The following is a 19,272-nucleotide window of genomic DNA, read 5'->3' as shown; positions in this document are numbered from 1 at the left end:
GGTCTAGTGCAAAAACTCCAGGTAAGCGAGGGTAAAAATAGGTACCGCCGCGGTGAGACTATCTATTCGGTCTAAAATGCCGCCGTGCCCGGGCAAAATTGAGCCACTGTCTTTAACTCCGGCTGCTCGTTTAAACATACTCTCGTTAAGATCACCAAATACCGAAGCCACCACGGTAAACAAGCCCGTTAGATAGTAACCAGTAAATTGATCTGCCGGGATTTTGGTCCAGTGCGACACCACCATCATCACCACAAACGCCAGGCTAATACCGCCGCACAGGCCTTCCATGGTTTTCCCCGGACTTACCGCCGGCATCATTTTATTGCGACCGTAACGGACACCGGCAAAGAAAGCGCCTACGTCTGCGGCCCATACCAACAACAAAATAAACAACACAACCCAGCCGCCAAAGTACGGCTGTACGTCGATATTAATAGATCTTACGGTAACCAGCGCAGCCCAGGTCGGAACAAAAATAAGCAAGCCAAACAACCCGACAATGGACCGAGTGCGCGACCACATACGTCGGCTTGATGGGTAATTGACGATAAGTGCCAGAGCACACACCCACCATATGCCACCCAATAAAATAGTGTAGTAAATTAATGGATCGAGCGAGCCATCCGTCCACAGGTGCTGATAGGGCACGAAGAAACTCAAAATTCCTATGATGGCACCAACTGCAATGGTGTAAGCAATCCGACCGCTTTTACGGGTCACTCCCATCAGCGGAGACCATTCCCAGGCCCCAAGCATTAGTACTGCCTGGATAAATAAAGAAAAGCCCCATAGCGGCAATAAAAAAACCGCATACAGTGCTACCGGAATTAACAGCAGTGCTGTGAGTATTCGTTGTTTTAACAAAAATTATTCCTCTACCCGGGTTTCAATTTTTTGCATCACACTGTCCAGTTGTTCGCTGGTCAAGCCAAAACGGCGCTCTCTTTGCGCAAACTCGCTAATGGCGTGTAAAAACGTGTCATCATCAAAGTCTGGCCACAGGGTTGGCGTAAAATATAACTCCGCATACGCTGCCTGCCAAAGTATAAAGTTACTAATACGGCATTCACCACCGGTGCGAATCAGTAAATCGGGCGTTGGTTGATCAGCTAGCTGCAACTGCTGCTGCAGCATAGCGGAAGTAATATCTTCACTGCGCAACTCACCACATTGTACTTGTTCTGCTAACCGTTTTGCCGCTTCAGTGATATCCCATTGACCACCATAATTGGCCGCAACATTTAAGGTTAAAGAACCATTATGCTGGGTTTTCTCTTCCGCTTCGGCAATTTGTCGCTGTAAGCGTTTAGAAAAACGGTATCTATCACCAATAATATTTAGTTTTATATCGTTTTCGTCGAGCTTTTTCACTTCCCGCTTAAGTACAGTCATAAACAAATCCATTAACACCGACACTTCTTTTTCCGGTCGTTGCCAATTTTCGCTGCTAAACGCAAACAGTGTTAGTGACTGAATCCCATTTCTTCGAGCAAAGCTTACTGCACGGCGCACTGCCTCTGCTCCGGCCTTGTGACCGAACGTCCGCAGTTTACCTCGCTCTTTTGCCCAGCGGCCATTACCGTCCATGATAATTGCTACATGCTTAGGTACTAATTGCTGTAGCGAAGGAAGATCTGTCATGTTCTCGCCATAAATAATAAAACGCCGCGTGAGTTTTAGACTGACACGGCGTTTAACACCAAAGTGAAGTTAAAAAAGGCTTAAACTTCCATTAAGTCTTGTTCTTTAGCCTTTAACGCATCATCGATCTGCTTAACATATTTGTCAGTGATCTTTTGGATTTGTTCCTCAGCGCTACGTTCTTCATCTTCAGTAATTTCTTTGTCTTTCAATAATTCTTTAAAATCACCATTTGCATCACGACGAATATTACGTACTGCAACACGACCTTGTTCCGCTTCACTGCGAACCACTTTAACCAAGTCGCGACGGCGTTCTTCAGTCAATGGAGGTAACGGGATGCGGATAACAGAGCTGGTTGCAGCCGGGTTCAGACCAAGGTCTGAGTTCATAATCGCTTTTTCCACCGCTTGCGTTGCAGACTTATCGAAAACCGTCAAAGCCAGTGTCCGCGAATCTTCGGTGGTAATGTTTGCTACTTGATTTAAAGGCGTATCAACACCGTAATAATTGACCATCACACTATCAAGCAAACTTGGATGTGCACGCCCGGTACGGACTTTTGACATTTGACTGCGTAGTGACTCTACGCTTTTTTGCATGCGCTCTTCTGCGTCTTTTATAATTTCATTAATCACGTTGCTACCCTTTTTGCTTGAGTCGTTATTAACTATTTGCTTCTTTGCTGATCAGTGTACCCTCTTCTTCACCAAGAATCACTGACCGCAAGGCTCCGGGTTTATTCATATTAAACACTCGAATCGGTAAACCATGATCCCGTGCCAGCGTAAAAGCGGCTAAGTCCATGACTTTTAACTGCTGCTGCAGAACGTCATCGTAGTTAATGTGAGTATAAAGTTTGGCTTCTGGATCTTTAACCGGATCGGAAGAATAGACACCATCAACTTTGGTACCTTTTAGAACCAGTTCAGCCTCGATTTCGATACCTCGTAAACACGCAGCCGAATCCGTTGTAAAAAACGGGTTTCCGGTTCCTGCCGAGAAGATAACCACTCGCCCGGACTTCAATAAACTAATGGCTTCAGCCCAGTTATAACTGTCACAAACACCGGTCAGTTCAATCGCTGACATCAGTCGCGCATTAACAAACGCACGATGCAGTGCATCACGCATGGCCAAACCATTCATTACGGTTGCCAGCATGCCCATGTGGTCACCGACCACCCGGTTCATGCCAGCCTTTGCTAAACCTTCGCCACGAAACAAGTTGCCGCCACCGATAACCAGGCCTACCTGGACTCCCAATTCAACCAGTTCTTTAATTTCTTGTGCCATGCGATCAAGCACTTTGGCATCAATACCAAATGGCTCATCACCCATTAGCGCTTCGCCACTTAATTTTAATAAAACACGTCGATAGTTGGGTTTCGGGTGGGTGCTCATCATTGCCTCGCTTAAACTTACGTTTGAGTCATTAAAGTATATTCAAAAAAAACCGCGTCCTGAACCTTCAAGACGCGGTTTTTGTTCGTTACTTACGGGTTGTGACCCAGCACAAAGAATTAACCTTTGCTCGCTGCCGCCACTTGAGCCTGAACTTCAGACGCGAAGTCTTCTTCTTTACGCTCAACGCCTTCACCCACTTCGAAGCGAACGAATGTAACAACATCCGCACCTTCTTTTTTCAGCAATTCGCCGACGGTGGTAGAAGGATCTTTAACGAACGGCTGACCTGTCAGGCTGATTTCGCCAGTAAACTTACGCATACGGCCTTCAACCATCTTCTCAGCGATTTCTTTTGGCTTACCGCTTTGCATAGCAATGTCGATCTGAATTGCGCGTTCTTTTTCAACAACTTCAGCATCAACATCATCAGGCTTAACAAATTGCGGGTTGCTCGCTGCAATGTGCATGCACAAGTCACGCGCCAAGTCTTCGCTGCCACCAGTTAAGGCAACGGCAACACCAATACGGGCGCCGTGAGTGTAGGTAGCAACAACATCGCCTGCTTCCAGTGTTGCAACACGACGAACAGCCATGTTCTCACCGATTTTAGCGACTAAGTCTTCACGAGTTTTCTCGATGGTTTCGCCGCCGATGTCAGTTTCTTTTAACTTCTCAACGTCTGTTTCTTTGTTCGCAAACGCAGCGTTGATGACTTTCTCACCAAAACCAAGGAAGTTTTCATCGCGAGCAACAAAGTCGGTTTCGCAGTTCAGTTCAACCAATGTTGCCTGGTTACCTTCAGACTTAACTAAGATAACGCCTTCAGCCGCAGTACGGCCCGCTTTTTTAGCTGCTTTTGCCTGACCGCTTTTACGCATCAGTTCAATTGCCGCTTCCATATCACCGTCGACTTCCTGTAAAGCTTTCTTACAGTCCATCATGCCAGCGCCTGTGCGCTCGCGCAGTTCTTTAACCAGAGCTGCCGTAATTGCCATGATTTGTTCCTCGATTATTCTTCAGTTGCTTCAACAAATTCGTCAGCGTCTTTAGCGTCAGCTTGCGCTGAACCAGCTTCTTTTACCGCGTCTGCTGCTGCGTTCAAGTATAGCTGTACCGCACGAATTGCATCGTCGTTACCTGGAATGATGTAGTCGATGTTATCAGGATCTGAGTTAGTATCTACAACAGAAACGACTGGGATACCCAGGTTGTTTGCTTCTTTAACTGCGATGTGCTCGTGATCCGCATCGATGACGAACAATACGTCAGGCAAACCGCCCATGTTCTTGATACCGCCCAGGCCTTTTTCCAGCTTTTCCATTTCGCGCGTGTTAACCAGCGCTTCTTTCTTGGTCAGCTTATCGAAAGTGCCGTCTTGGCTCATGATTTCCAGATCTTTCAGACGCTTAATTGACTGGCGAACTGTTTTCCAGTTAGTCAGCATACCACCTAACCAGCGATGGTTAACGTAGTATTGACCACATGCCTTAGCTGCTTCTTTAACAGGCTCTGCTGCGGCGCGTTTAGTACCAACGAACAATATTTTGCCTTTGTTAGAAGAAACGTGCTGCAGGTAGCTCAACGCGTCGTTGAACATTGGCACAGTCTTTTCAAGGTTGATGATATGAATCTTGTTACGAGCGCCAAAAATGAACGGCTTCATTTTTGGGTTCCAGAAACGGGTTTGGTGACCGAAGTGGACACCAGCTTTCAGCATGTCACGCATTGACACGTTTGCCATAATCTTTTTCCTTTTGTAGGGGTTAAGCCTCCATACACCCCATAACACGACCCACCCTTTAACTTTTAGGTTAGGCACCCCGTATTATGTGTCGGTATATGTGTGGTTTAGGTTTAAGTTATTACCGCTTTGAGCATTACCACTCGAAACGGCGCGCATTTTATACCATAACCCCTGCCCAAACACAAGATAAAGAAGATAGCGAAAAGCCTGAGTGGCTGATAAACTAGGGCCATATTTGAAGCTATTTGACCGATTTAAAGAGAGCTGTAGTAATGGATATTTCGATTAAGACCCCAGAAGAAATCGAGAAAATGCGTGCTGCGGGGCGTCTGGCAGCCAGCGTTTTAGAAATGATTGGTGAATACGTTAAGCCCGGTGTCACTACCGAGGAGCTGGACGATATTTGTCATAAGTACATTACTGATCATGGGGCCTACCCCGCGCCACTGAATTACCACGGCTTTCCTAAGTCAATTTGTACATCGGTTAATCATTGCGTTTGTCACGGTATCCCGGGTCCTAAAAAATTGAAAGACGGCGACATTATGAATATTGATGTCACGGTGAAATTAGACGGCTACCACGGTGACACCTCAAAAATGTTTGTTGTCGGCAAGCCATCAATTTTATCCGAACGTCTTATCCGGGTCACCCAAGAGTCGCTTTACGAAGCGATAAAAATGATAAAGCCCGGTGTTCGCTTAGGCGACTTCGCCGAAGTTATTCAAAAGCACGCCGAAAGCCATGGCTACTCGATTGTGCGTGAATACTGTGGACATGGGATTGGCGCAGTATTTCATGAAGACCCGCAGATTGTGCATTACGGCACAGCCGGAACCGGCGAAGAGCTAAAAGCAGGCATGTGCTTTACCATCGAGCCGATGGTGAATGCCGGTAAACGTCACACCAAACTGATGAAGGATGGCTGGACCGTATTAACCAAGGACCGCAGTTTAAGCGCCCAGTGGGAACATACATTGCTGGTCACTGACGATGGCGTTGAAGTACTGACACTGCGTGCTGAAGAGCAGGACCAGTTATCTCGCGTTATCAGTAATAGTTAAAGAGTTTGTCATTATGGTATTTGATGTTGTTCCGGAAACATTGACTCAAGAAGACTTTTACAGTCAGTGGCCGAAAGCTTCTGAAGCACCCTGTCGCGAAACCTACCAGGAACTGCTTGAGCGTTATCGACAATGGTCGGAACAACAGTTTATTACCGCCGATATTGATGAGCTGGTTAATCACCGCTCAACCTTTTTTGATCAGTTGCTCGAACGTTTATGGCAACAATTTGAACTTAATAAAGAAACCGTAGCATTAGTTGCTGTCGGCGGTTATGGCCGGCAGTCGCTACACCCCGGCTCGGACATCGACTTGTTATTGCTGGATGACAGCCAGTCAGCATCTGCAGCCAGTAAACTGACTGACTTCCTGACCTTTTTATGGGATCTGCACCTTGATATAGGCCATGCAGTACGAACGGTAAACGACTGCTTTGTGCAGGCGGCCGATGATATTACTATTGCCACCAACTTAATCGAAGCTCGTTTTTTAGCCGGCGACGAGACCACTTTTCAACGCTTTCAACAACAATTAGTCAGCGATTTCCCCTGGTCCAGCCGTGACTTTTATCAAGCTAAATTAGACGAGCAAAAGCAGCGCCACCAGCAATACCACGGTACCTCCTACAATTTGGAGCCCAACATTAAGTCCAGTCCCGGCGGTCTGCGTGATATTCAAACCATCGGTTGGATCGCTAAGCGCCACTTTCAGACGCACTCCGACGAAAGCCTGGTTGAGTATGGCTACATGACCGCGGACGAATTTGTCGAGTTACGCGACTGTATGAATTGGTTATGGCGTATCCGTTTTGCCCTGCATTTAGAAGTGGGTAAACGCGAAGACCGCTTGCTGTTTGATTTTCAGCCCGGAGTTGCAGTCCGTCTTGGCTATGGCAACGAAGGTAAAGCATCGGTCGAACTCATGATGAAGGACTACTTTAAAGTCGTGCTGCGCGTTAGTGAGTTAAACCAAATGTTGTTGCAGTTCTTTCAACAGGCAATTCTGGGCGCTCAGGACTTACTCGACTCAACCAATCTTGATGATGACTTCGCGGTTACCGGAGAAATGCTGACCGCTCGTCACGACCAGGTGTTCGATAACCGCAATAATATGATTAAAGCGTTTGTGCTGATTGCTCAGCATCCGGAAATCACCGGCATTCAGTCACATACCATTCGGTTATTACGAAACGCGCGTGCGCAGCTGAATGAACCACTAAGCTATGATGCGCAGTGCCGGGAACTGTTCTGCCAACTGATTGAACATCCCCGCGGTTGCGGCCGAGCCTTTGCGCTAATGCATCACCACAGCGTCATGGCCAGCTATTTACCGCAATGGCAGCAAATCGTGGGGCAAATGCAGTTTGACTTATTCCATGCCTATACCGTTGATGAGCACACCTATCGCTTAGTCAGAAACCTCTATCGGTTTAGTGATCATGACCATCAGGGCGAGTTTCCGCTCTGTGAGCAGCTGGTCGAATCAATGCAGCGCCGTTATTGCCTTTATTTGGCCGGTATTTTTCATGATATCGCCAAAGGCCGAGGTGGTGACCATTCAGAACTCGGCGCAATGGATGCCCGAAACTTCTGTAATCAGCACGGTTATAAAGATGATGATGCAGAGCTCGTTGCCTGGCTGGTCAATCATCACTTAACCATGTCGGTAACGGCACAAAAACGGGACATTCACGATCCTGAAGTGATTCAGGCGTTTGCCAATAAAATGCAGACCCGGGAACGGCTCGATTACCTGTATTGTTTAACGGTTGCAGACATTCGCGCAACCAACAGCTCGCTTTGGAATAACTGGAAAGCCACTTTGCTCGAAGAACTGTACAACGCGACCCGTTATTTACTGGAGCAAAACAGTAATACCCCGACGCTGGATGTGCGCAAAAAAATCCAGCAAAACAAAGCCAGTGCCATGGCTCTGCTATTAAGTGCAGGCTTTGACGAAAAAGAAATTAACGCGCTGTGGGGACGTTTTACCGCGGACTACTTTTTCCGCCACACGGCCGAGCAAATTAGCTGGCATTCGCAACACATTCTCAATTTATCCACTGAGCAGCTGCCGCTAATTCTTATTGGTGATGAAAATAACTATGGCACCACCGAGCTGTTTATTTACCATCACGAAGAAAGCCACCTGTTTGCTTCCGTTGCCGGTGTTCTTGACTGCCAACAGCTGAGTATTTTGGACGCGCAAATTCTGGCCACCCGCGATGGCTATGTTATGGATACTTTTGTGCTGTTACAGCGCGACGGCAAGCCGTTAACGGACCCTCAACGGATTGAGGAAGTTAAGCAACAGCTACTGGATGTTATGCATAAACGTCAGTCTGTGCCGAAGAACGAACGCCCGCTATCGCGACGAATGAAGAACTTTGAAGTTAAAACGCGGGTTAAGTTTGTTACCAGCAAACACCAGCGGCGCACCACTTTTGAGCTAACAACACTGGACAGACCCGGTTTGGTGGCTAAACTAGCAGCCATACTGCAACGTCTTAATGTGATTGTTCTGGCCGCAAAAATAACCACGATCGGCGAACAAGCGGAAGATTTATTTATCGTTTCGACGACGGATAACGAAGCGCTATCAGACGCCGAAAAAGAAATTTTGAAGACACAAATTATTGAACAATTAGATTATTAACAAAGAACAGAATTCTGGAGCTCCAATGCCGTTAGATTACTATAAGCAGAAGATTAATGATGCCTTCGAGAACCGTAATGCGCTTAACCCGCAGACCGACGATGATGATTTACGCGAAGCAGTTCGCTACGTTATCGACGAAATCGATCGCGGCGAGCTGCGCGTTGCCGAGAAATTATCCGGCGAGTGGGTTGTGCATCAATGGCTCAAAAAAGCTGTGTTATTGTCGTTCCGACTTAACGATAACGACCTGATTGAGGGCGGCGAGACACGTTTTTGGGACAAGGTTCCTGCAAAATTTGCTGATTATGACGCCGCCAGATTCCGCGCCGAAGGCATGCGTGTAGTGCCACCAGCGATGGTTCGCAAAGGTGCGTTCATTGGCCGTAATGTGGTGGTCATGCCTTCTTACGTTAACATCGGTGCCTACGTTGGCGATGGCTCAATGGTCGATACATGGGCAACCGTGGGGTCATGCGCGCAAATCGGCGCAAACGTCCACCTGTCAGGTGGCGTCGGCATTGGCGGTGTATTGGAGCCGTTACAGGCAAACCCAACCATTATTGAAGACAACTGCTTTATCGGCGCCCGGTCAGAGATTGTTGAAGGTGTTATCGTTGAAGAAGGTGCAGTAATCTCTATGGGCGTCTATATCGGTCAAAGCACACGCATCTACGACCGCGAAAACGACAAAATTTTATACGGCCGGGTGCCGGCAGGCGCTGTTGTAGTGCCGGGGTCGCTGCCGTCTGCTGATGGTTCTCATAGCTTATATGCGGCTATTATTGTCAAACGCGTGGACGCAAAAACACGCGCTAAAGTGGGTATCAACGCCCTACTCCGCAGCGTCGAATAACGACGCTGCTTGACACTGGATTTGCCCTTTGCTAATCATAAGCTGGTGCGTTTCTGTAGTATGCCAAGGAATGAAATCGGCGTAGTTGCGTAAGAATATACTCTTAGCGATTAGACAAGGACTCTCCAGATGAAAATGTATCTATTAATAGCAGTATCATGCTTACTAGCGTCTGCTGTCGCATACGCGGACCAACCAGCACCAACCTGTTCCGCCGAAGCTTGTGTGCAACTCAAACACAATAAAGAATTTGAACGGCTGTCTGTAAAAGTTTGGGATGCTCAAGGCGACGTTATTCATTCCAATCAGTTTGATTTGGATAAAACGGCAAAATTAGTTCATCAAAGCCATGGAGAAGCTAAATTAACTGATGTTGAGCAGATTCCACCGTCTCCGTGCACTAGCGGCCAATATTGCTCCGAATCAAGGTCGGCTACCTACGAGACTGCAACAGATATTGTCACCGTAACACTGACCTTTATTTACCACGGAGAGGAATTATTCGACGTCGGCATAAGTAATAGCAATGTCACTTTTCCGCATAATAGCAGTCAGGACGCAGAATAGCGCCCTGTTCTTCAGTCCGCGTTGGAAACAGTCAGAGTCGTTGGTGTTCTGGGCCACAATGCTCCGGCACCGTATAACTGTCCCGCCAGCTCTACACCCAACACCTCAATTGAACGCATACTGAAATATAAGTACTCATCAGTATTTTGATCCCAGTTTTCCTCAAAAGCTCGAGCGAACTCTTCGCCAGTCGCAGATGCACCAAGCTCGGCATATAGCTGGATTTCAGCTTGGATATTCTCAGGGATTTTCTGTTCATCGCCTGATGGAGCCCAGGCAAACGCTGGGGCTGCAAACAAACTAACCGCTGTCGCTAAAATAAATTTGTTCATTATCTATTCCTCTTATCATAGACTTAACTAAGTCTTAGCAAAAAAAAAAGAGAAATCAATGATCAGAGTTCTGCTCGCGTTATCCTGTCTCGCTGCCGCTATCGCCTGTTATATCATCGGGGTTCCTGGCGGAGGGGTTATGTTTCTTATTCTGGGAGTTATTTTTGAGGTGCTATTCTGGTTCGGTTTATTCGGCCGGAAAAGGCGGTTCTTCAATTGATTTTCAGAGCCTCCTTGCTACTGGTGGCTCTTTTCCCGAATATCCGTTAACACGTTCTTCAATAAGTTTGCGCAAGCGCCAACAATAATTATTGGCATAAGCAAAATTAATAAATAGTCCATATTGCCCGCAAAAATCGCAATAACTTTTATGAAAACAATCGGAACTAATGCCAAAAATATCGCGAAAGCTGTGTGCTTTTTAATAACGGCATTGAGCTCTTTCTGAGTCAGGTTGAACACTGTACTTCCCCATTTACCTGGCCATACCGCGTGAATAAATAATATCTTCACCTGGGCAAGAATATTCTGGTTCTATTGTATCGCATGCCTGATTTCCTTTATCCATGCAAAAATCAAAGCGTGTTTGGGTTTTCACCGGCTCAGAAACAATATTGTTAGGAAGCTCACTCCATTTCCAGTTTGTCACAACATCTTTAGCCGCGGCCGAAAAATGCGTATCAGTTGACTCGACAACTGAAATGTCTTGGACCTGGTTATCTGGAGTTATTACATATTCAACCGTTGCGCAACCTTCTAACGAGTTAATAACTGCTTGCTTGGGATAACGTGCCGGGAACCTCTCCAGCTCAGCCCATTTAGCCTCTGCTAATTCATTATCGGTAACTGGTAAGTTAGGGTATTCAGCGGTCGTTGTTGTAGATGCGCAACCGCTAATTACGAATAGGCCGATGAGTCCGGCAAAAGAATATTTCATCATGTCACTTCCTCTGTGTTTTGGTTTTAAACCAAGGTAATTTCTTTAGTCAGGAAAATCAAATAAGTGACTTCTAGTTAACTGTCTATTCCACGTTGGAACGGCTGGCGTTGAGTTATACCAAGTGGGAGGTTATAGGTATGCGGTCCATTAAAAGAGTTAAATCACCCAAAGGGTACCAAAACAGTGCGCGTTCGTCTTTTCTGCGCCATAATCAAAGTAACTTTCGGGCAACGGGAATGATGACAATGACAGACAATGACCGTACTAAAGAGCAAGTATCCAGCGCATCTCAAGAGCTTGATGAGTTGATGAAGGAAAATCAGGGTATAACTGGCTACCTGAAACTCGGCTTTCAATCTTCGACAGCGGGGCTCGTCAAATTGAGCTATGTACTCGCCATCTTATTAACCGCTATTATCTTTTTTACAGGCTACAAGTTCTTCAATGCAGAACAATCACAACAAGTGTTTTGGGGCGTGTGCTTAATACTTAGCTTTAATGCGCAGGTCGCCACCAAATTGTGGATATTTTCGCAAAGTAACCGCAACTTTATTGCAAAAGAAATTCGGTTGATGGAGCTTCGGTTAAAGGCGCAACGGTAAGAAGCAAATATATGGAGTCACCACCCTCTGAACTTAGCCGCGATATAGGGAGAAAGCGTCGTTACCATAAGAACAACAAGCCAGATATTGCCATCTTTAAATGTATAGGCCTCAAGCAATTCAAGCCACGATTTGCCTTGCCAAAGTCCAAACGAAAATTCAAAAATAAGCGTCAGCGCGAGCCAGCTAGTCCCAACTGCGAAGAGCTGAGCGTGGCCGCTAATTTGCAGCCAAGGAAGCGACACGTATGCCACAGCAATGATCAACGATGAGAGTATCAGCCCGCTCAATACCAGTGCGCCCATGGTTTCTAATACAGGAACAAGTAAGGATTCCCGTAGTAGTCCGTTAGCAATGGCGAGCACAAGAATCCCCATCCAAACTATTAGAACTTTTAAAGCAACTCCCATAAATCTAAGTTACTCCCGGCAAGCTTAAAGACTTCTATACTTTTAGTATAAATAAATTACTGATAACATTATTTAAACATAAAAATAAGATAATCAGTGTTAATTTCAAGATATTCTGGAGGAAGTAGTGAAACGGATTTTATCTATTCTTTTTACAATCACATTAACGTCCTGTGGTGGGGCGGACTCAAATAACTCTAACTCAGGATCGAATCCAGACCCTCGAATTAATGATGTTATGGTTGACTTAAATGACGCTGAGGAGCTCTGGCAGTCAAACGGCTTGGTCGATTACAGTTTCGGCTATAACTTTAAGCTCAACCAAGCCTGCAGCAATTCTTCTAGTTCAGCAACAGATGAAGCGCCAGCGCTTAAAGTTACTGTCAATGATAACGAAATCACTAGCATTACAGCAGTCGACACGGGTATCGAGTGGCAAGCGCCTTCTGGTGACCATTTTGGTACTATTGATGAAATTTTTGCGTATTTAGAGGCGGAACTTGAAAAAAGCCCCCAAGTTGTTGCTTACAGTTTTTCCGAGAAAGATCAGCTTCCCGCATTCGACGAAAACTTTGGTTTTCCAACAAGGTACTACATAGAATTTAATGATGCCTCAGGGTGTAGCTCACTCGAAGTGGCAATATTCGACTTTAGCTGACAGACGAAGCTGATATCTTAGATCCAAACGTCGTTCTCTGCCGTTTTGCTGCCTTTTTCTTCACCGGTGTTCACAACACCTCGCGGCTCGATAAGTAAAATCTGGGCTTCGTGCTCCGCATAGGGCTTATGTTCGACACCTTTTGGTACGACGTACATTTCCCCCTCGGACAGCTCAACATGCCCATCCCTAAAATCGATTCGCAGACAGCCGGCAAGAACGATGAAGGTCTCATCCGTATCCTTATGCTCGTGCCAGACAGAGTCACCCTGAACCTTCACAACTTTGAACTGATAGTCGTTCATCGCGGCAATGACCTTCGGTGACCATTGCTCATTAAACAGACCAAGCTTGTTTTTGAAGTTGATCGCTTGGTAGGTCATGGTGACTCCTTTTTTTGTGTTTTGGGGCTGGTTTGTGTTGTGAGTTCAATCGTTCAGTGCAACACATTGTTTAAACCTCTCAGCTGGACATTCATAGTTTTGCGTTTTTCTCGGGCGTTCGTTTAACTGTCTTGCGATGCTGCTTAACTTCTGTTGACTGTGAACTGATAAATCGGTGCCCTTTGGGAAATACTGCCTGAGAAGCCTGTTTGGTAGATGGTCGGCATTATAGACGAATGGTAACGGTCAAACATTTTAGCGATATCGTGCAACGAATCGCCTTGCTTGTACCTATCCCAAATCAGTGCTTTTTGCTCTGTGTATAGTAAATACGTTTTCTTCGGTTCATGACGCAACCCTCCCTTAAATAAGGATAGCGTTGCATTCACCAATTGAACTCACAGTCGAGAGCGGTCATTAACAGCTCTACTATTTTGTATGGCAGCACCAAAGTGCTGCCATTCCTTTACATTTCTGCTACTCAGGATCACGAGAGTCATCCTCATCATCTTCGGGAGCGTCTCGTAAGAATGTTTCTGAGTAGAAAATCACATACCATCCGCCTGAGCCACCTGACTCTTGATACTCTTCAGTCCTCTTATGGCCATAGATTTTCCCGTTCCTTTCACTTTCCCACTTGTACGTAATTGTATCACCGTCTTGAGGAAGGTGGGGGGTTGGAGGAGCCGTATTAGTAGTAGAGCGCGACTGTTGTACTAACTTCTGCCCATCCCTACGTTTTGTAGTGGCCAGTACATCATCATCTTTAACCCCCATTGATAGAAGGTTGTTATATTGCTCAGAATTTATTGCTTGGCTATTGTATAGTTCAATTAGTGAGCTTTCCTCCTTTGAAATAGTAACCATTTCTTGTTCTTCACTACCCCCATTCGCTATAACAAATGAGCTAAATATCAAAATTAGCGTTCCCATTAAAAAGTTGCGAAGCATCATCAACCCTACTTTTTTAACATGTGCATATTCTTTGTAAAATAAAAAATAATAGCTATCAAGTACTAGCAAAGGGTACATTTTCCACTTACCCCTTATGCGTGTGACACTGTCCGCTGCCGAGAGCGCGCTGGATGATTTAGAAGCCAAATGGGGCGATAAATATCCCATCGTTATTCAATCCTGGCGCAATAAATGGGCTACACTCTCAGCGTATTTTAAAGACCCCGACTATGTAATGTACGCGGGTATGTTAAAGGCAACTGAGCGCTGGTCACATCCGGTGCAGAACTGGAACCTGACATTGTCTCAGCTAACCATCCACTTTGAAGGTCGACTGGATGGCCACATAGATTTATGAAAACTTGGCTGACACAGAATATTGAACAGTCTCGTATCACCTTGCAAGCCTTGCCACGGGCCTTCATTCCGCAGTTTCTTGTTTTAAGTTATGTGGTTAGTTGCCTTTTCGTATTCAAAAAATTATCGTAGGTTCAGTATTCGTAATGAACGAGGACGTCGCTCTATGTCTTCTTTTAAACAATCTTTTTTGCTTTTATTCGCTATTGTTTGCTCCATACTTTTTGTGGCCGCTATTGTGAATATTGTCTTTTATTGGCCGAGTAAAGGTTTTGACTGGATGTTCTTGGGAAGAAATGTACTTTACGCCCTAGCGACCGGCTATTGGGTATGGAAGCTTTTAATTATGCCCCAAAGGCGAAAAGTCGAATCCTGAAGCGGTTACGACATAGCGGCGTCCGGACTTCGTTCATTGCACACAACAGCGGGAAGTCACCCAGATTCCCATTGTTTACTTACCAAAGTCTTTCAGCCTGAGATGAGCATCTATTGAGTCGGTAAGCACTTTTGGCACATCATGTTCAGTGGCTAACTTCCGCCATTGAGACACCGCGAGTGTGGCCGCTGCGCTTGCCATTTAAAGACATCCAGTGCTGTTCTACCCAAGGGTTTCCGGGTTTATAGCTAAAGGCAACGTCGTAAGCCGGGCCCAACCGCCATTGTTTGTCCTCCAGCATAAAACCAAAGTTCTTGGAATGATCGTCGTGGTTCGTTGCTACGTGGTTAAAGACCATACGGCGAAACAAGTCTATAGCGTCCGCCCGTGGCAATCTTAGCTGGCGGGCAACCTGAAACAGCTCTTCATAAGAAAAAGCGCCAATGTCGTGATAATTCACGTGCTTAATAGCGGTCAGCGTTTGAATATGCCTTTTCTCATTGCCTATTCTGTAAAAGCGTTTGGTCACAAAATGGCGTCGGTTGCCTTCATCCAACAGGAGGCATGGTTTAAGGCACCGGCAGGCTCACCTTTGTAGCGAACTTCAATGGTATTAATCACCAGTCCAACTCCTTGTCATCAGCAGGTTGCACACGCGTTTTACCGCTCGCTCGTTTCTTCTGTTTGGTGCTACTTTTGAGTAGTTGCACAGGAGAAACGCCCTCGTCCGGGAACGCAGCCAGTAAATTATCGATATGACCCAAAGCCTGAAGAATCGCGACATAGGTCGGTAAGGTGCTTTTGCCACCCTCGGCGGATTTAACTGCATTCAGTGAGACATTCGCTAAGGTCGCTAAGTCCTCCTGAGTTAAATCCTGGTTCAACCGGTACTGCCTGACTCGCTGACCAATGATTGCTGAAACACGCTCAGAATCCATATAAAGAACCTTAAATAGACCTTAAAACTATAATTGGAGTATAGCAGACTATTTAAGGAACGTAATAAACTTAAAACAAAAGGCTTTTAATGGGCTTTAAAACCGTAATATTATTTTAAAAGCCCTTTTAACAGCTATAACAGTTAAGCACTGTGCGTAGGTTGGGTGCAACTGAACAGGTTCAGAACGGCTCACTCAAGCGAACGCGCCCTAAACGCCCTCATCAACTCATCGGGCAATTCTACGGACAGATCGAGTAACTCGTCGGTATGGGGGTGTTGAAAGCGGATGTTGGTGGCTGCGAGCAATAACCGATGGCTGTCAAATTGGTCCTGAAAAAAACGGTTATGGCGGCCTTCTCCGTGTCGGCTGTCGCCGATAATCGGGTGTCGAATGTGCGACATGTGTCGTCTTAGTTGATGCTTACGGCCGGTTTTTGGCTTTAATTCGACCAGTGAATAGCGCGTGGTGTCGTGCTTTTTACTGACTTTAAAGGGCAGTTCGACTCGCTCCAGGCAGCGGTATTCGGTGATGGCCTGTTGCGCTTCTTTGTCTTCTCGCGCATTTTTATCGGCAATTTTGTCGAGTTCTTCTTTTAATGGGTAATCGATCAGACCTTGGTCATCAATATAACCGCGAACTACTGCGTGGTAGGTTTTCTCAACAGTTTGCTCGGCCCATTGCTGGTTCACTAACCGCGCTGTTTCGCTGTCTAAAGCGAACACCAGCAAACCGGAGGTAGGACGATCTAAGCGATGCACGGGGTACACATGCTGGCCTAACTGATCACGCAACATCTGCATGGCAAATTGGCTGGCTCCACTGGCGAGCCGGCTGCGATGAACCAATAAGCCGCTTGGCTTATCAATAACCGCTAAATATTGATCCTGATAAACAACCGGTAACAGGTCCGTTGTCACTAAACATCGTCCTGCAAAGGGTCGGTACCGCTCAGCAGCACGTCAAATTCACGAATCAACTGTATTAATTGTTCGTGCTGTTCCAGTTCATTGCGGAAATTATGCGCGGCCATTGGGCTTACTGCAATTGATTCCGGCAGCGGATGTTGCCCGTCAATCAGTGCCCACATCCGCGGAATCATGACAAACTGCAGCCACTGATGAAACTCTAAGGTGTCTGTAGCAAAGGGTTGCTGACTCTCCAACGCTTGCACCGGGGGCTGATGAGACTGCCATAAACCCAAACTATTTAGCTCACGCTCAATTCGGTCGAGCAAGCGCGCCGCTTTTTGATACTGCTCCATTGGAGACTCCGTTACCACTTCGTACGATAAAACCGATATAATGCCGGCAATAGTGAGTTAATCGTTCATAAAATTCAAGTTTTTGGGAGATGTTGTGGCGCAATCAATTTCTACGTTGGGAGAGTTTCTACAGGCGGGTCAGGCTGATTATCAGATTTTTGATCTTGGCCGTTGCCTGACCGAGCTGGATATCACACAGTTTGATCGCATCGAGCGCCAGCAGCAACCTTACCCCTACCCGATTCGTCGTCAGGCGCAACTGGCGGTCCTTTTCCGCCACCGGAAACAACCCGATAACGACTACCTGTGGTTTTTACAATTGCCGCTGGACGAGCGGGGGCTGCTTAACGTTGCGGCCCGCGATCATTATCTGGAATTTGTGGTTAATGCACTGGGTCATGAGATCACCGGCGAATTAACTGATGAACAACAGCAGCAATTAAAACAAAACCCCTATTTATTTACCCCTAACGAAACACAGCGCGCCGCTTTGCACGCACGTATTGCCATGCAGCGCCATGGTGCACCCAGTCTCTACTTTGACGACGCGGTCAAATTTTTGCACCAGCAACAAGGTGACTGGAAAGACGTTGGCATGCAGGGAATTCACGATTGCGCGGCACGTCTGCAGCAGTTACCTGAAGTGACCAGCGCCATTGCCGAGCAGTTTGCGGACTATCCAGCCGCGGTTCGTCAGCAGCTGGCGGTTGCTCTTGAGCATCAACAAATACCCGCTCGGTTACGCGACGGCTTGCTCGAGCATGCTCGCTCGACGGACGCAGCTATTGCCAATGACGCCTTACGGGCCTTGGCATCGGTAGCAACAGATGGCACCGTGAGCAAACAAATTCGGACAGAGCTTGCAGACCAATCGGCGATGGATGCTGACCGGCTGACCATTATTGCGGCCAGGTTATGGCCAGTGCTTGAGCATGGAACACCGCTCAAACATTATGTTGAGCACCTGGCACAGCTGGAAATGGTATTATTTGATGCGTTGTTCCAGGATATTATTAGCCTGCCCGGTGTGCGGCCGATGCTGCTCAGCCTGTTAGCGCAGGGAGAGCTGTCGGAAACTTGTATGGAAGCCCTCAACCGCTTGCGCCAGCAAGCTCAGGGATGATTGACGATGAATTTAGTCGATGTTTTAGTACTGCTAGCGATTGTTTTGGTCGGCTGGGTGTTCTGGCAACACCGCCAGCAATCAGAAAGTGCTGACCGGCACGCGCGCTATTATTGTAAACAACAACAGCTGCAGTTTTTAGATGTTCGGCGTGATAAAACGCGATGGTCTTTTAAAGGTCGCCAGCCAGGTTGGCGCGCGACCTTTAAAATGGGATTTAGCAGTGACGGCGAAACCCGTTACGAAGGGAACCTTGAGCTACACAATCAGCAACTGATCGGGGTGGATCTACCTGCTTTCCGCGAACCTACCGTGCACTAGTCGTTTTTATCGCGCTGGTGAAAAAGCAGTTCGCCGGGTAGTTCCGCGATCTCTATGGTCGCAATTGACTGATAGCCACGCTTTACAAAGAAATCACGGTAATCATTGCGAGTAACATAGACACCGACGCCATGAGAGTTCGGGTCTTCCTGCAGAATGGTATCCACTGCTTTGACCAGTAACTGTCCCAGCCCATGATGTTGGTACTGCGGTGACACCGCGATAAAAGCCAACATGTGATAAGGCACATCTGGCATCGCCTGTTGGATCCGTCGTTCTTTTTCCAGCACTTGTTTGGTGCTTAAAAAGCCCGCGGTCATCAACATAGAGATACGCCAATGCCAAAAGCGCCCCGGCCCAAAATTTTCGCCCGGCTTGGTTAGACAGGCGACACCCAGCAAGGTGTCGCCGTCCCTAACCCCGACTAACGGCTGTCCGCTTTCCCAAAACGCATTGAGATCTTCGCGAATAGCTGCTCTTAGGCGCTTATCGTAGTCCGCTTTCTCGGCGCGGAAAATACGCCGAAACACGTCATCATCATAATAGGTTTGGTACAACAGTGAGGCCGCGGCTTTTAAGTCCTCCGCGACCAAATATACTAATTCCCCGTCTATTGATTCAACAATGTGTTGTTCAGCCGACTCCGACATCCTATACCCTTACTATTGTTATTGTT

24 protein-coding genes and 2 pseudogenes are annotated in these 19,272 nt (G+C 46.8%); 9 read left to right on the top strand and 17 right to left on the bottom strand.

The annotated features are described in order from the left end of the window. Window positions 1-3 precede the first annotated feature (3 nt). From CWI81_RS02275 to rpsB, 6 genes are all read right to left on the bottom strand, one after another. The gene (locus CWI81_RS02275) at window positions 4-867 is read right to left on the bottom strand and encodes a phosphatidate cytidylyltransferase (RefSeq protein WP_126783608.1); all 864 of its coding nucleotides are present in this window, start codon (window positions 865-867) and stop codon (window positions 4-6) included. 3 nt (window positions 868-870) lie between these two features. Then, complete coding sequence (gene uppS / locus CWI81_RS02270) at window positions 871-1,644, bottom strand: polyprenyl diphosphate synthase (RefSeq protein WP_126783607.1); 774 nt, start codon at window positions 1,642-1,644, stop codon at window positions 871-873. A gap of 80 nt (window positions 1,645-1,724) precedes the next feature. Beyond that, window positions 1,725-2,282 (bottom strand): ribosome recycling factor, encoded by a 558-nt coding sequence (gene frr / locus CWI81_RS02265; RefSeq protein WP_126783606.1) that lies wholly within the window; start codon window positions 2,280-2,282, stop codon window positions 1,725-1,727. A gap of 28 nt (window positions 2,283-2,310) precedes the next feature. Continuing rightward, window positions 2,311-3,048, bottom strand: a complete 738-nt coding sequence (pyrH, locus tag CWI81_RS02260) for a UMP kinase (RefSeq protein WP_126784444.1) — start codon at window positions 3,046-3,048, stop codon at window positions 2,311-2,313. Window positions 3,049-3,167: 119 nt separating this feature from the next. Continuing rightward, window positions 3,168-4,046 carry a translation elongation factor Ts gene (tsf, locus tag CWI81_RS02255; protein WP_126783605.1) on the bottom strand — a complete coding sequence of 293 codons (879 nt, stop codon included), beginning with the start codon at window positions 4,044-4,046 and terminating at the stop codon, window positions 3,168-3,170. A 14-nt stretch (window positions 4,047-4,060) separates the two neighbouring features. Continuing rightward, the gene (gene rpsB / locus CWI81_RS02250) at window positions 4,061-4,792 is read right to left on the bottom strand and encodes a 30S ribosomal protein S2 (RefSeq protein WP_126783604.1); all 732 of its coding nucleotides are present in this window, start codon (window positions 4,790-4,792) and stop codon (window positions 4,061-4,063) included. A gap of 275 nt (window positions 4,793-5,067) precedes the next feature. Here rpsB and map point away from each other — a divergent pair, with 275 nt between their 5' ends. The 4 genes from map to CWI81_RS02230 all read left to right on the top strand — a co-directional run bounded on the left by map (window position 5,068) and on the right by CWI81_RS02230 (window position 9,938). Next, the gene (map, locus tag CWI81_RS02245) at window positions 5,068-5,859 is read left to right on the top strand and encodes a type I methionyl aminopeptidase (protein ID WP_126783603.1); all 792 of its coding nucleotides are present in this window, start codon (window positions 5,068-5,070) and stop codon (window positions 5,857-5,859) included. A gap of 13 nt (window positions 5,860-5,872) precedes the next feature. Further along, window positions 5,873-8,515 (top strand): [protein-PII] uridylyltransferase, encoded by a 2,643-nt coding sequence (glnD, locus tag CWI81_RS02240; RefSeq protein WP_126783602.1) that lies wholly within the window; start codon window positions 5,873-5,875, stop codon window positions 8,513-8,515. A gap of 25 nt (window positions 8,516-8,540) precedes the next feature. Then, window positions 8,541-9,371, top strand: a complete 831-nt coding sequence (gene dapD / locus CWI81_RS02235; protein ID WP_126783601.1) for a 2,3,4,5-tetrahydropyridine-2,6-dicarboxylate N-succinyltransferase — start codon at window positions 8,541-8,543, stop codon at window positions 9,369-9,371. A gap of 129 nt (window positions 9,372-9,500) precedes the next feature. Further along, window positions 9,501-9,938, top strand: coding sequence for a hypothetical protein (locus CWI81_RS02230; RefSeq protein WP_126783600.1), 438 nt, complete (start codon window positions 9,501-9,503; stop codon window positions 9,936-9,938). 11 nt (window positions 9,939-9,949) lie between these two features. Here CWI81_RS02230 and CWI81_RS02225 read toward each other — a convergent pair whose 3' ends face one another. Beyond that, entirely contained in the window at window positions 9,950-10,270 is a 321-nt protein-coding gene (locus CWI81_RS02225; protein ID WP_126783599.1) for a hypothetical protein, read from the bottom strand. Between the two features lie 475 nt (window positions 10,271-10,745). After that, entirely contained in the window at window positions 10,746-11,210 is a 465-nt protein-coding gene (locus tag CWI81_RS02220; RefSeq protein ID WP_126783598.1) for an energy transducer TonB, read from the bottom strand. A 137-nt stretch (window positions 11,211-11,347) separates the two neighbouring features. On the opposite strand from CWI81_RS02220, the gene CWI81_RS02215 reads away from it, so the two are divergent. After that, window positions 11,348-11,812, top strand: coding sequence for a DUF6768 family protein (locus CWI81_RS02215; protein WP_126783597.1), 465 nt, complete (start codon window positions 11,348-11,350; stop codon window positions 11,810-11,812). Between the two features lie 17 nt (window positions 11,813-11,829). Here the strand turns inward: CWI81_RS02215 and CWI81_RS02210 are convergent, their stop codons facing one another. After that, the gene (locus CWI81_RS02210) at window positions 11,830-12,222 is read right to left on the bottom strand and encodes a hypothetical protein (RefSeq protein WP_126783596.1); all 393 of its coding nucleotides are present in this window, start codon (window positions 12,220-12,222) and stop codon (window positions 11,830-11,832) included. 127 nt (window positions 12,223-12,349) lie between these two features. On the opposite strand from CWI81_RS02210, the gene CWI81_RS02205 reads away from it, so the two are divergent. Next, window positions 12,350-12,880 carry a DUF6174 domain-containing protein gene (locus tag CWI81_RS02205; RefSeq protein ID WP_206750245.1) on the top strand — a complete coding sequence of 177 codons (531 nt, stop codon included), beginning with the start codon at window positions 12,350-12,352 and terminating at the stop codon, window positions 12,878-12,880. 17 nt (window positions 12,881-12,897) lie between these two features. On the opposite strand, the gene CWI81_RS02200 is transcribed toward CWI81_RS02205, so the two are convergent. The 3 genes and pseudogenes from CWI81_RS02200 to CWI81_RS02190 form a co-directional block, all read right to left on the bottom strand. Continuing rightward, window positions 12,898-13,263 (bottom strand): cupin domain-containing protein, encoded by a 366-nt coding sequence (locus CWI81_RS02200; protein WP_126783594.1) that lies wholly within the window; start codon window positions 13,261-13,263, stop codon window positions 12,898-12,900. A 45-nt stretch (window positions 13,264-13,308) separates the two neighbouring features. Continuing rightward, a pseudogene (locus tag CWI81_RS02195) lies at window positions 13,309-13,473 on the bottom strand (IS30 family transposase); the annotation flags it as partial. Between the two features lie 267 nt (window positions 13,474-13,740). Further along, window positions 13,741-14,295, bottom strand: coding sequence for a hypothetical protein (locus tag CWI81_RS02190; protein ID WP_126783593.1), 555 nt, complete (start codon window positions 14,293-14,295; stop codon window positions 13,741-13,743). A gap of 25 nt (window positions 14,296-14,320) precedes the next feature. Between CWI81_RS02190 and CWI81_RS02185 the strand changes: the two are divergent. Continuing rightward, window positions 14,321-14,575, top strand: a pseudogene (locus CWI81_RS02185) (IS256 family transposase); the annotation flags it as partial. A 520-nt stretch (window positions 14,576-15,095) separates the two neighbouring features. Here CWI81_RS02185 and CWI81_RS02180 read toward each other — a convergent pair. From CWI81_RS02180 to CWI81_RS02165, 4 genes are all read right to left on the bottom strand, one after another. Beyond that, the gene (locus tag CWI81_RS02180) at window positions 15,096-15,479 is read right to left on the bottom strand and encodes a HipA domain-containing protein (protein ID WP_241970319.1); all 384 of its coding nucleotides are present in this window, start codon (window positions 15,477-15,479) and stop codon (window positions 15,096-15,098) included. A gap of 88 nt (window positions 15,480-15,567) precedes the next feature. Then, the gene (locus tag CWI81_RS02175; protein ID WP_126783592.1) at window positions 15,568-15,888 is read right to left on the bottom strand and encodes a helix-turn-helix domain-containing protein; all 321 of its coding nucleotides are present in this window, start codon (window positions 15,886-15,888) and stop codon (window positions 15,568-15,570) included. A gap of 191 nt (window positions 15,889-16,079) precedes the next feature. Continuing rightward, window positions 16,080-16,808 (bottom strand): tRNA pseudouridine(65) synthase TruC, encoded by a 729-nt coding sequence (gene truC / locus CWI81_RS02170; protein WP_241970318.1) that lies wholly within the window; start codon window positions 16,806-16,808, stop codon window positions 16,080-16,082. Next, the gene (locus CWI81_RS02165) at window positions 16,808-17,152 is read right to left on the bottom strand and encodes a YqcC family protein (protein ID WP_126783591.1); all 345 of its coding nucleotides are present in this window, start codon (window positions 17,150-17,152) and stop codon (window positions 16,808-16,810) included. The genes truC and CWI81_RS02165 overlap by 1 nt, the downstream gene beginning before the upstream one ends. A gap of 94 nt (window positions 17,153-17,246) precedes the next feature. Here CWI81_RS02165 and CWI81_RS02160 point away from each other — a divergent pair, with 94 nt between their 5' ends. Both CWI81_RS02160 and CWI81_RS02155 read left to right on the top strand, forming a co-directional pair. After that, window positions 17,247-18,275: a DUF3549 family protein gene (locus CWI81_RS02160; protein WP_126783590.1), complete on the top strand. Its 1,029-nt coding sequence runs from the start codon at window positions 17,247-17,249 to the stop codon at window positions 18,273-18,275. 6 nt (window positions 18,276-18,281) lie between these two features. Further along, complete coding sequence (locus CWI81_RS02155) at window positions 18,282-18,596, top strand: DUF3301 domain-containing protein (protein WP_126783589.1); 315 nt, start codon at window positions 18,282-18,284, stop codon at window positions 18,594-18,596. On the opposite strand, the gene CWI81_RS02150 is transcribed toward CWI81_RS02155, so the two are convergent. Beyond that, window positions 18,593-19,246 carry a GNAT family N-acetyltransferase gene (locus CWI81_RS02150; RefSeq protein WP_126783588.1) on the bottom strand — a complete coding sequence of 218 codons (654 nt, stop codon included), beginning with the start codon at window positions 19,244-19,246 and terminating at the stop codon, window positions 18,593-18,595. The genes CWI81_RS02155 and CWI81_RS02150 overlap by 4 nt on opposite strands. Window positions 19,247-19,272 lie beyond the last annotated feature (26 nt).

Source organism: Idiomarina seosinensis (assembly GCF_003987275.1).
GTDB lineage: Bacteria > Pseudomonadota > Gammaproteobacteria > Enterobacterales > Alteromonadaceae > Idiomarina > Idiomarina seosinensis.
Note: the sequence above shows the minus strand (reverse complement) of the source record. Positions and strands in the feature narration are given on the sequence as shown.

Bases quoted from the DNA above. Each gene is read 5' to 3' on its own strand.
- CWI81_RS02165 (WP_126783591.1), bottom strand. From the start codon at position 17,152: ATGGAGCAGTATCAAAAAGCGGCGCGCTTGCTCGACCGAATTGAGCGT.
- CWI81_RS02200 (WP_126783594.1), bottom strand. From the start codon at position 13,263: ATGACCTACCAAGCGATCAACTTCAAAAACAAGCTTGGTCTGTTTAAT.
- CWI81_RS02230 (WP_126783600.1), top strand. From the start codon at position 9,501: ATGAAAATGTATCTATTAATAGCAGTATCATGCTTACTAGCGTCTGCT.
- tsf (WP_126783605.1), bottom strand. From the start codon at position 4,046: ATGGCAATTACGGCAGCTCTGGTTAAAGAACTGCGCGAGCGCACAGGC.
- CWI81_RS02155 (WP_126783589.1), top strand. From the start codon at position 18,282: ATGAATTTAGTCGATGTTTTAGTACTGCTAGCGATTGTTTTGGTCGGC.
- dapD (WP_126783601.1), top strand. From the start codon at position 8,541: ATGCCGTTAGATTACTATAAGCAGAAGATTAATGATGCCTTCGAGAAC.
- CWI81_RS02190 (WP_126783593.1), bottom strand. From the start codon at position 14,295: ATGTACCCTTTGCTAGTACTTGATAGCTATTATTTTTTATTTTACAAA.
- uppS (WP_126783607.1), bottom strand. From the start codon at position 1,644: ATGACAGATCTTCCTTCGCTACAGCAATTAGTACCTAAGCATGTAGCA.
- rpsB (WP_126783604.1), bottom strand. From the start codon at position 4,792: ATGGCAAACGTGTCAATGCGTGACATGCTGAAAGCTGGTGTCCACTTC.
- CWI81_RS02210 (WP_126783596.1), bottom strand. From the start codon at position 12,222: ATGGGAGTTGCTTTAAAAGTTCTAATAGTTTGGATGGGGATTCTTGTG.
- map (WP_126783603.1), top strand. From the start codon at position 5,068: ATGGATATTTCGATTAAGACCCCAGAAGAAATCGAGAAAATGCGTGCT.
- pyrH (WP_126784444.1), bottom strand. From the start codon at position 3,048: ATGAGCACCCACCCGAAACCCAACTATCGACGTGTTTTATTAAAATTA.
- CWI81_RS02220 (WP_126783598.1), bottom strand. From the start codon at position 11,210: ATGATGAAATATTCTTTTGCCGGACTCATCGGCCTATTCGTAATTAGC.
- CWI81_RS02150 (WP_126783588.1), bottom strand. From the start codon at position 19,246: ATGTCGGAGTCGGCTGAACAACACATTGTTGAATCAATAGACGGGGAA.
- CWI81_RS02225 (WP_126783599.1), bottom strand. From the start codon at position 10,270: ATGAACAAATTTATTTTAGCGACAGCGGTTAGTTTGTTTGCAGCCCCA.
- CWI81_RS02215 (WP_126783597.1), top strand. From the start codon at position 11,348: ATGCGGTCCATTAAAAGAGTTAAATCACCCAAAGGGTACCAAAACAGT.
- glnD (WP_126783602.1), top strand. From the start codon at position 5,873: ATGGTATTTGATGTTGTTCCGGAAACATTGACTCAAGAAGACTTTTAC.
- CWI81_RS02175 (WP_126783592.1), bottom strand. From the start codon at position 15,888: ATGGATTCTGAGCGTGTTTCAGCAATCATTGGTCAGCGAGTCAGGCAG.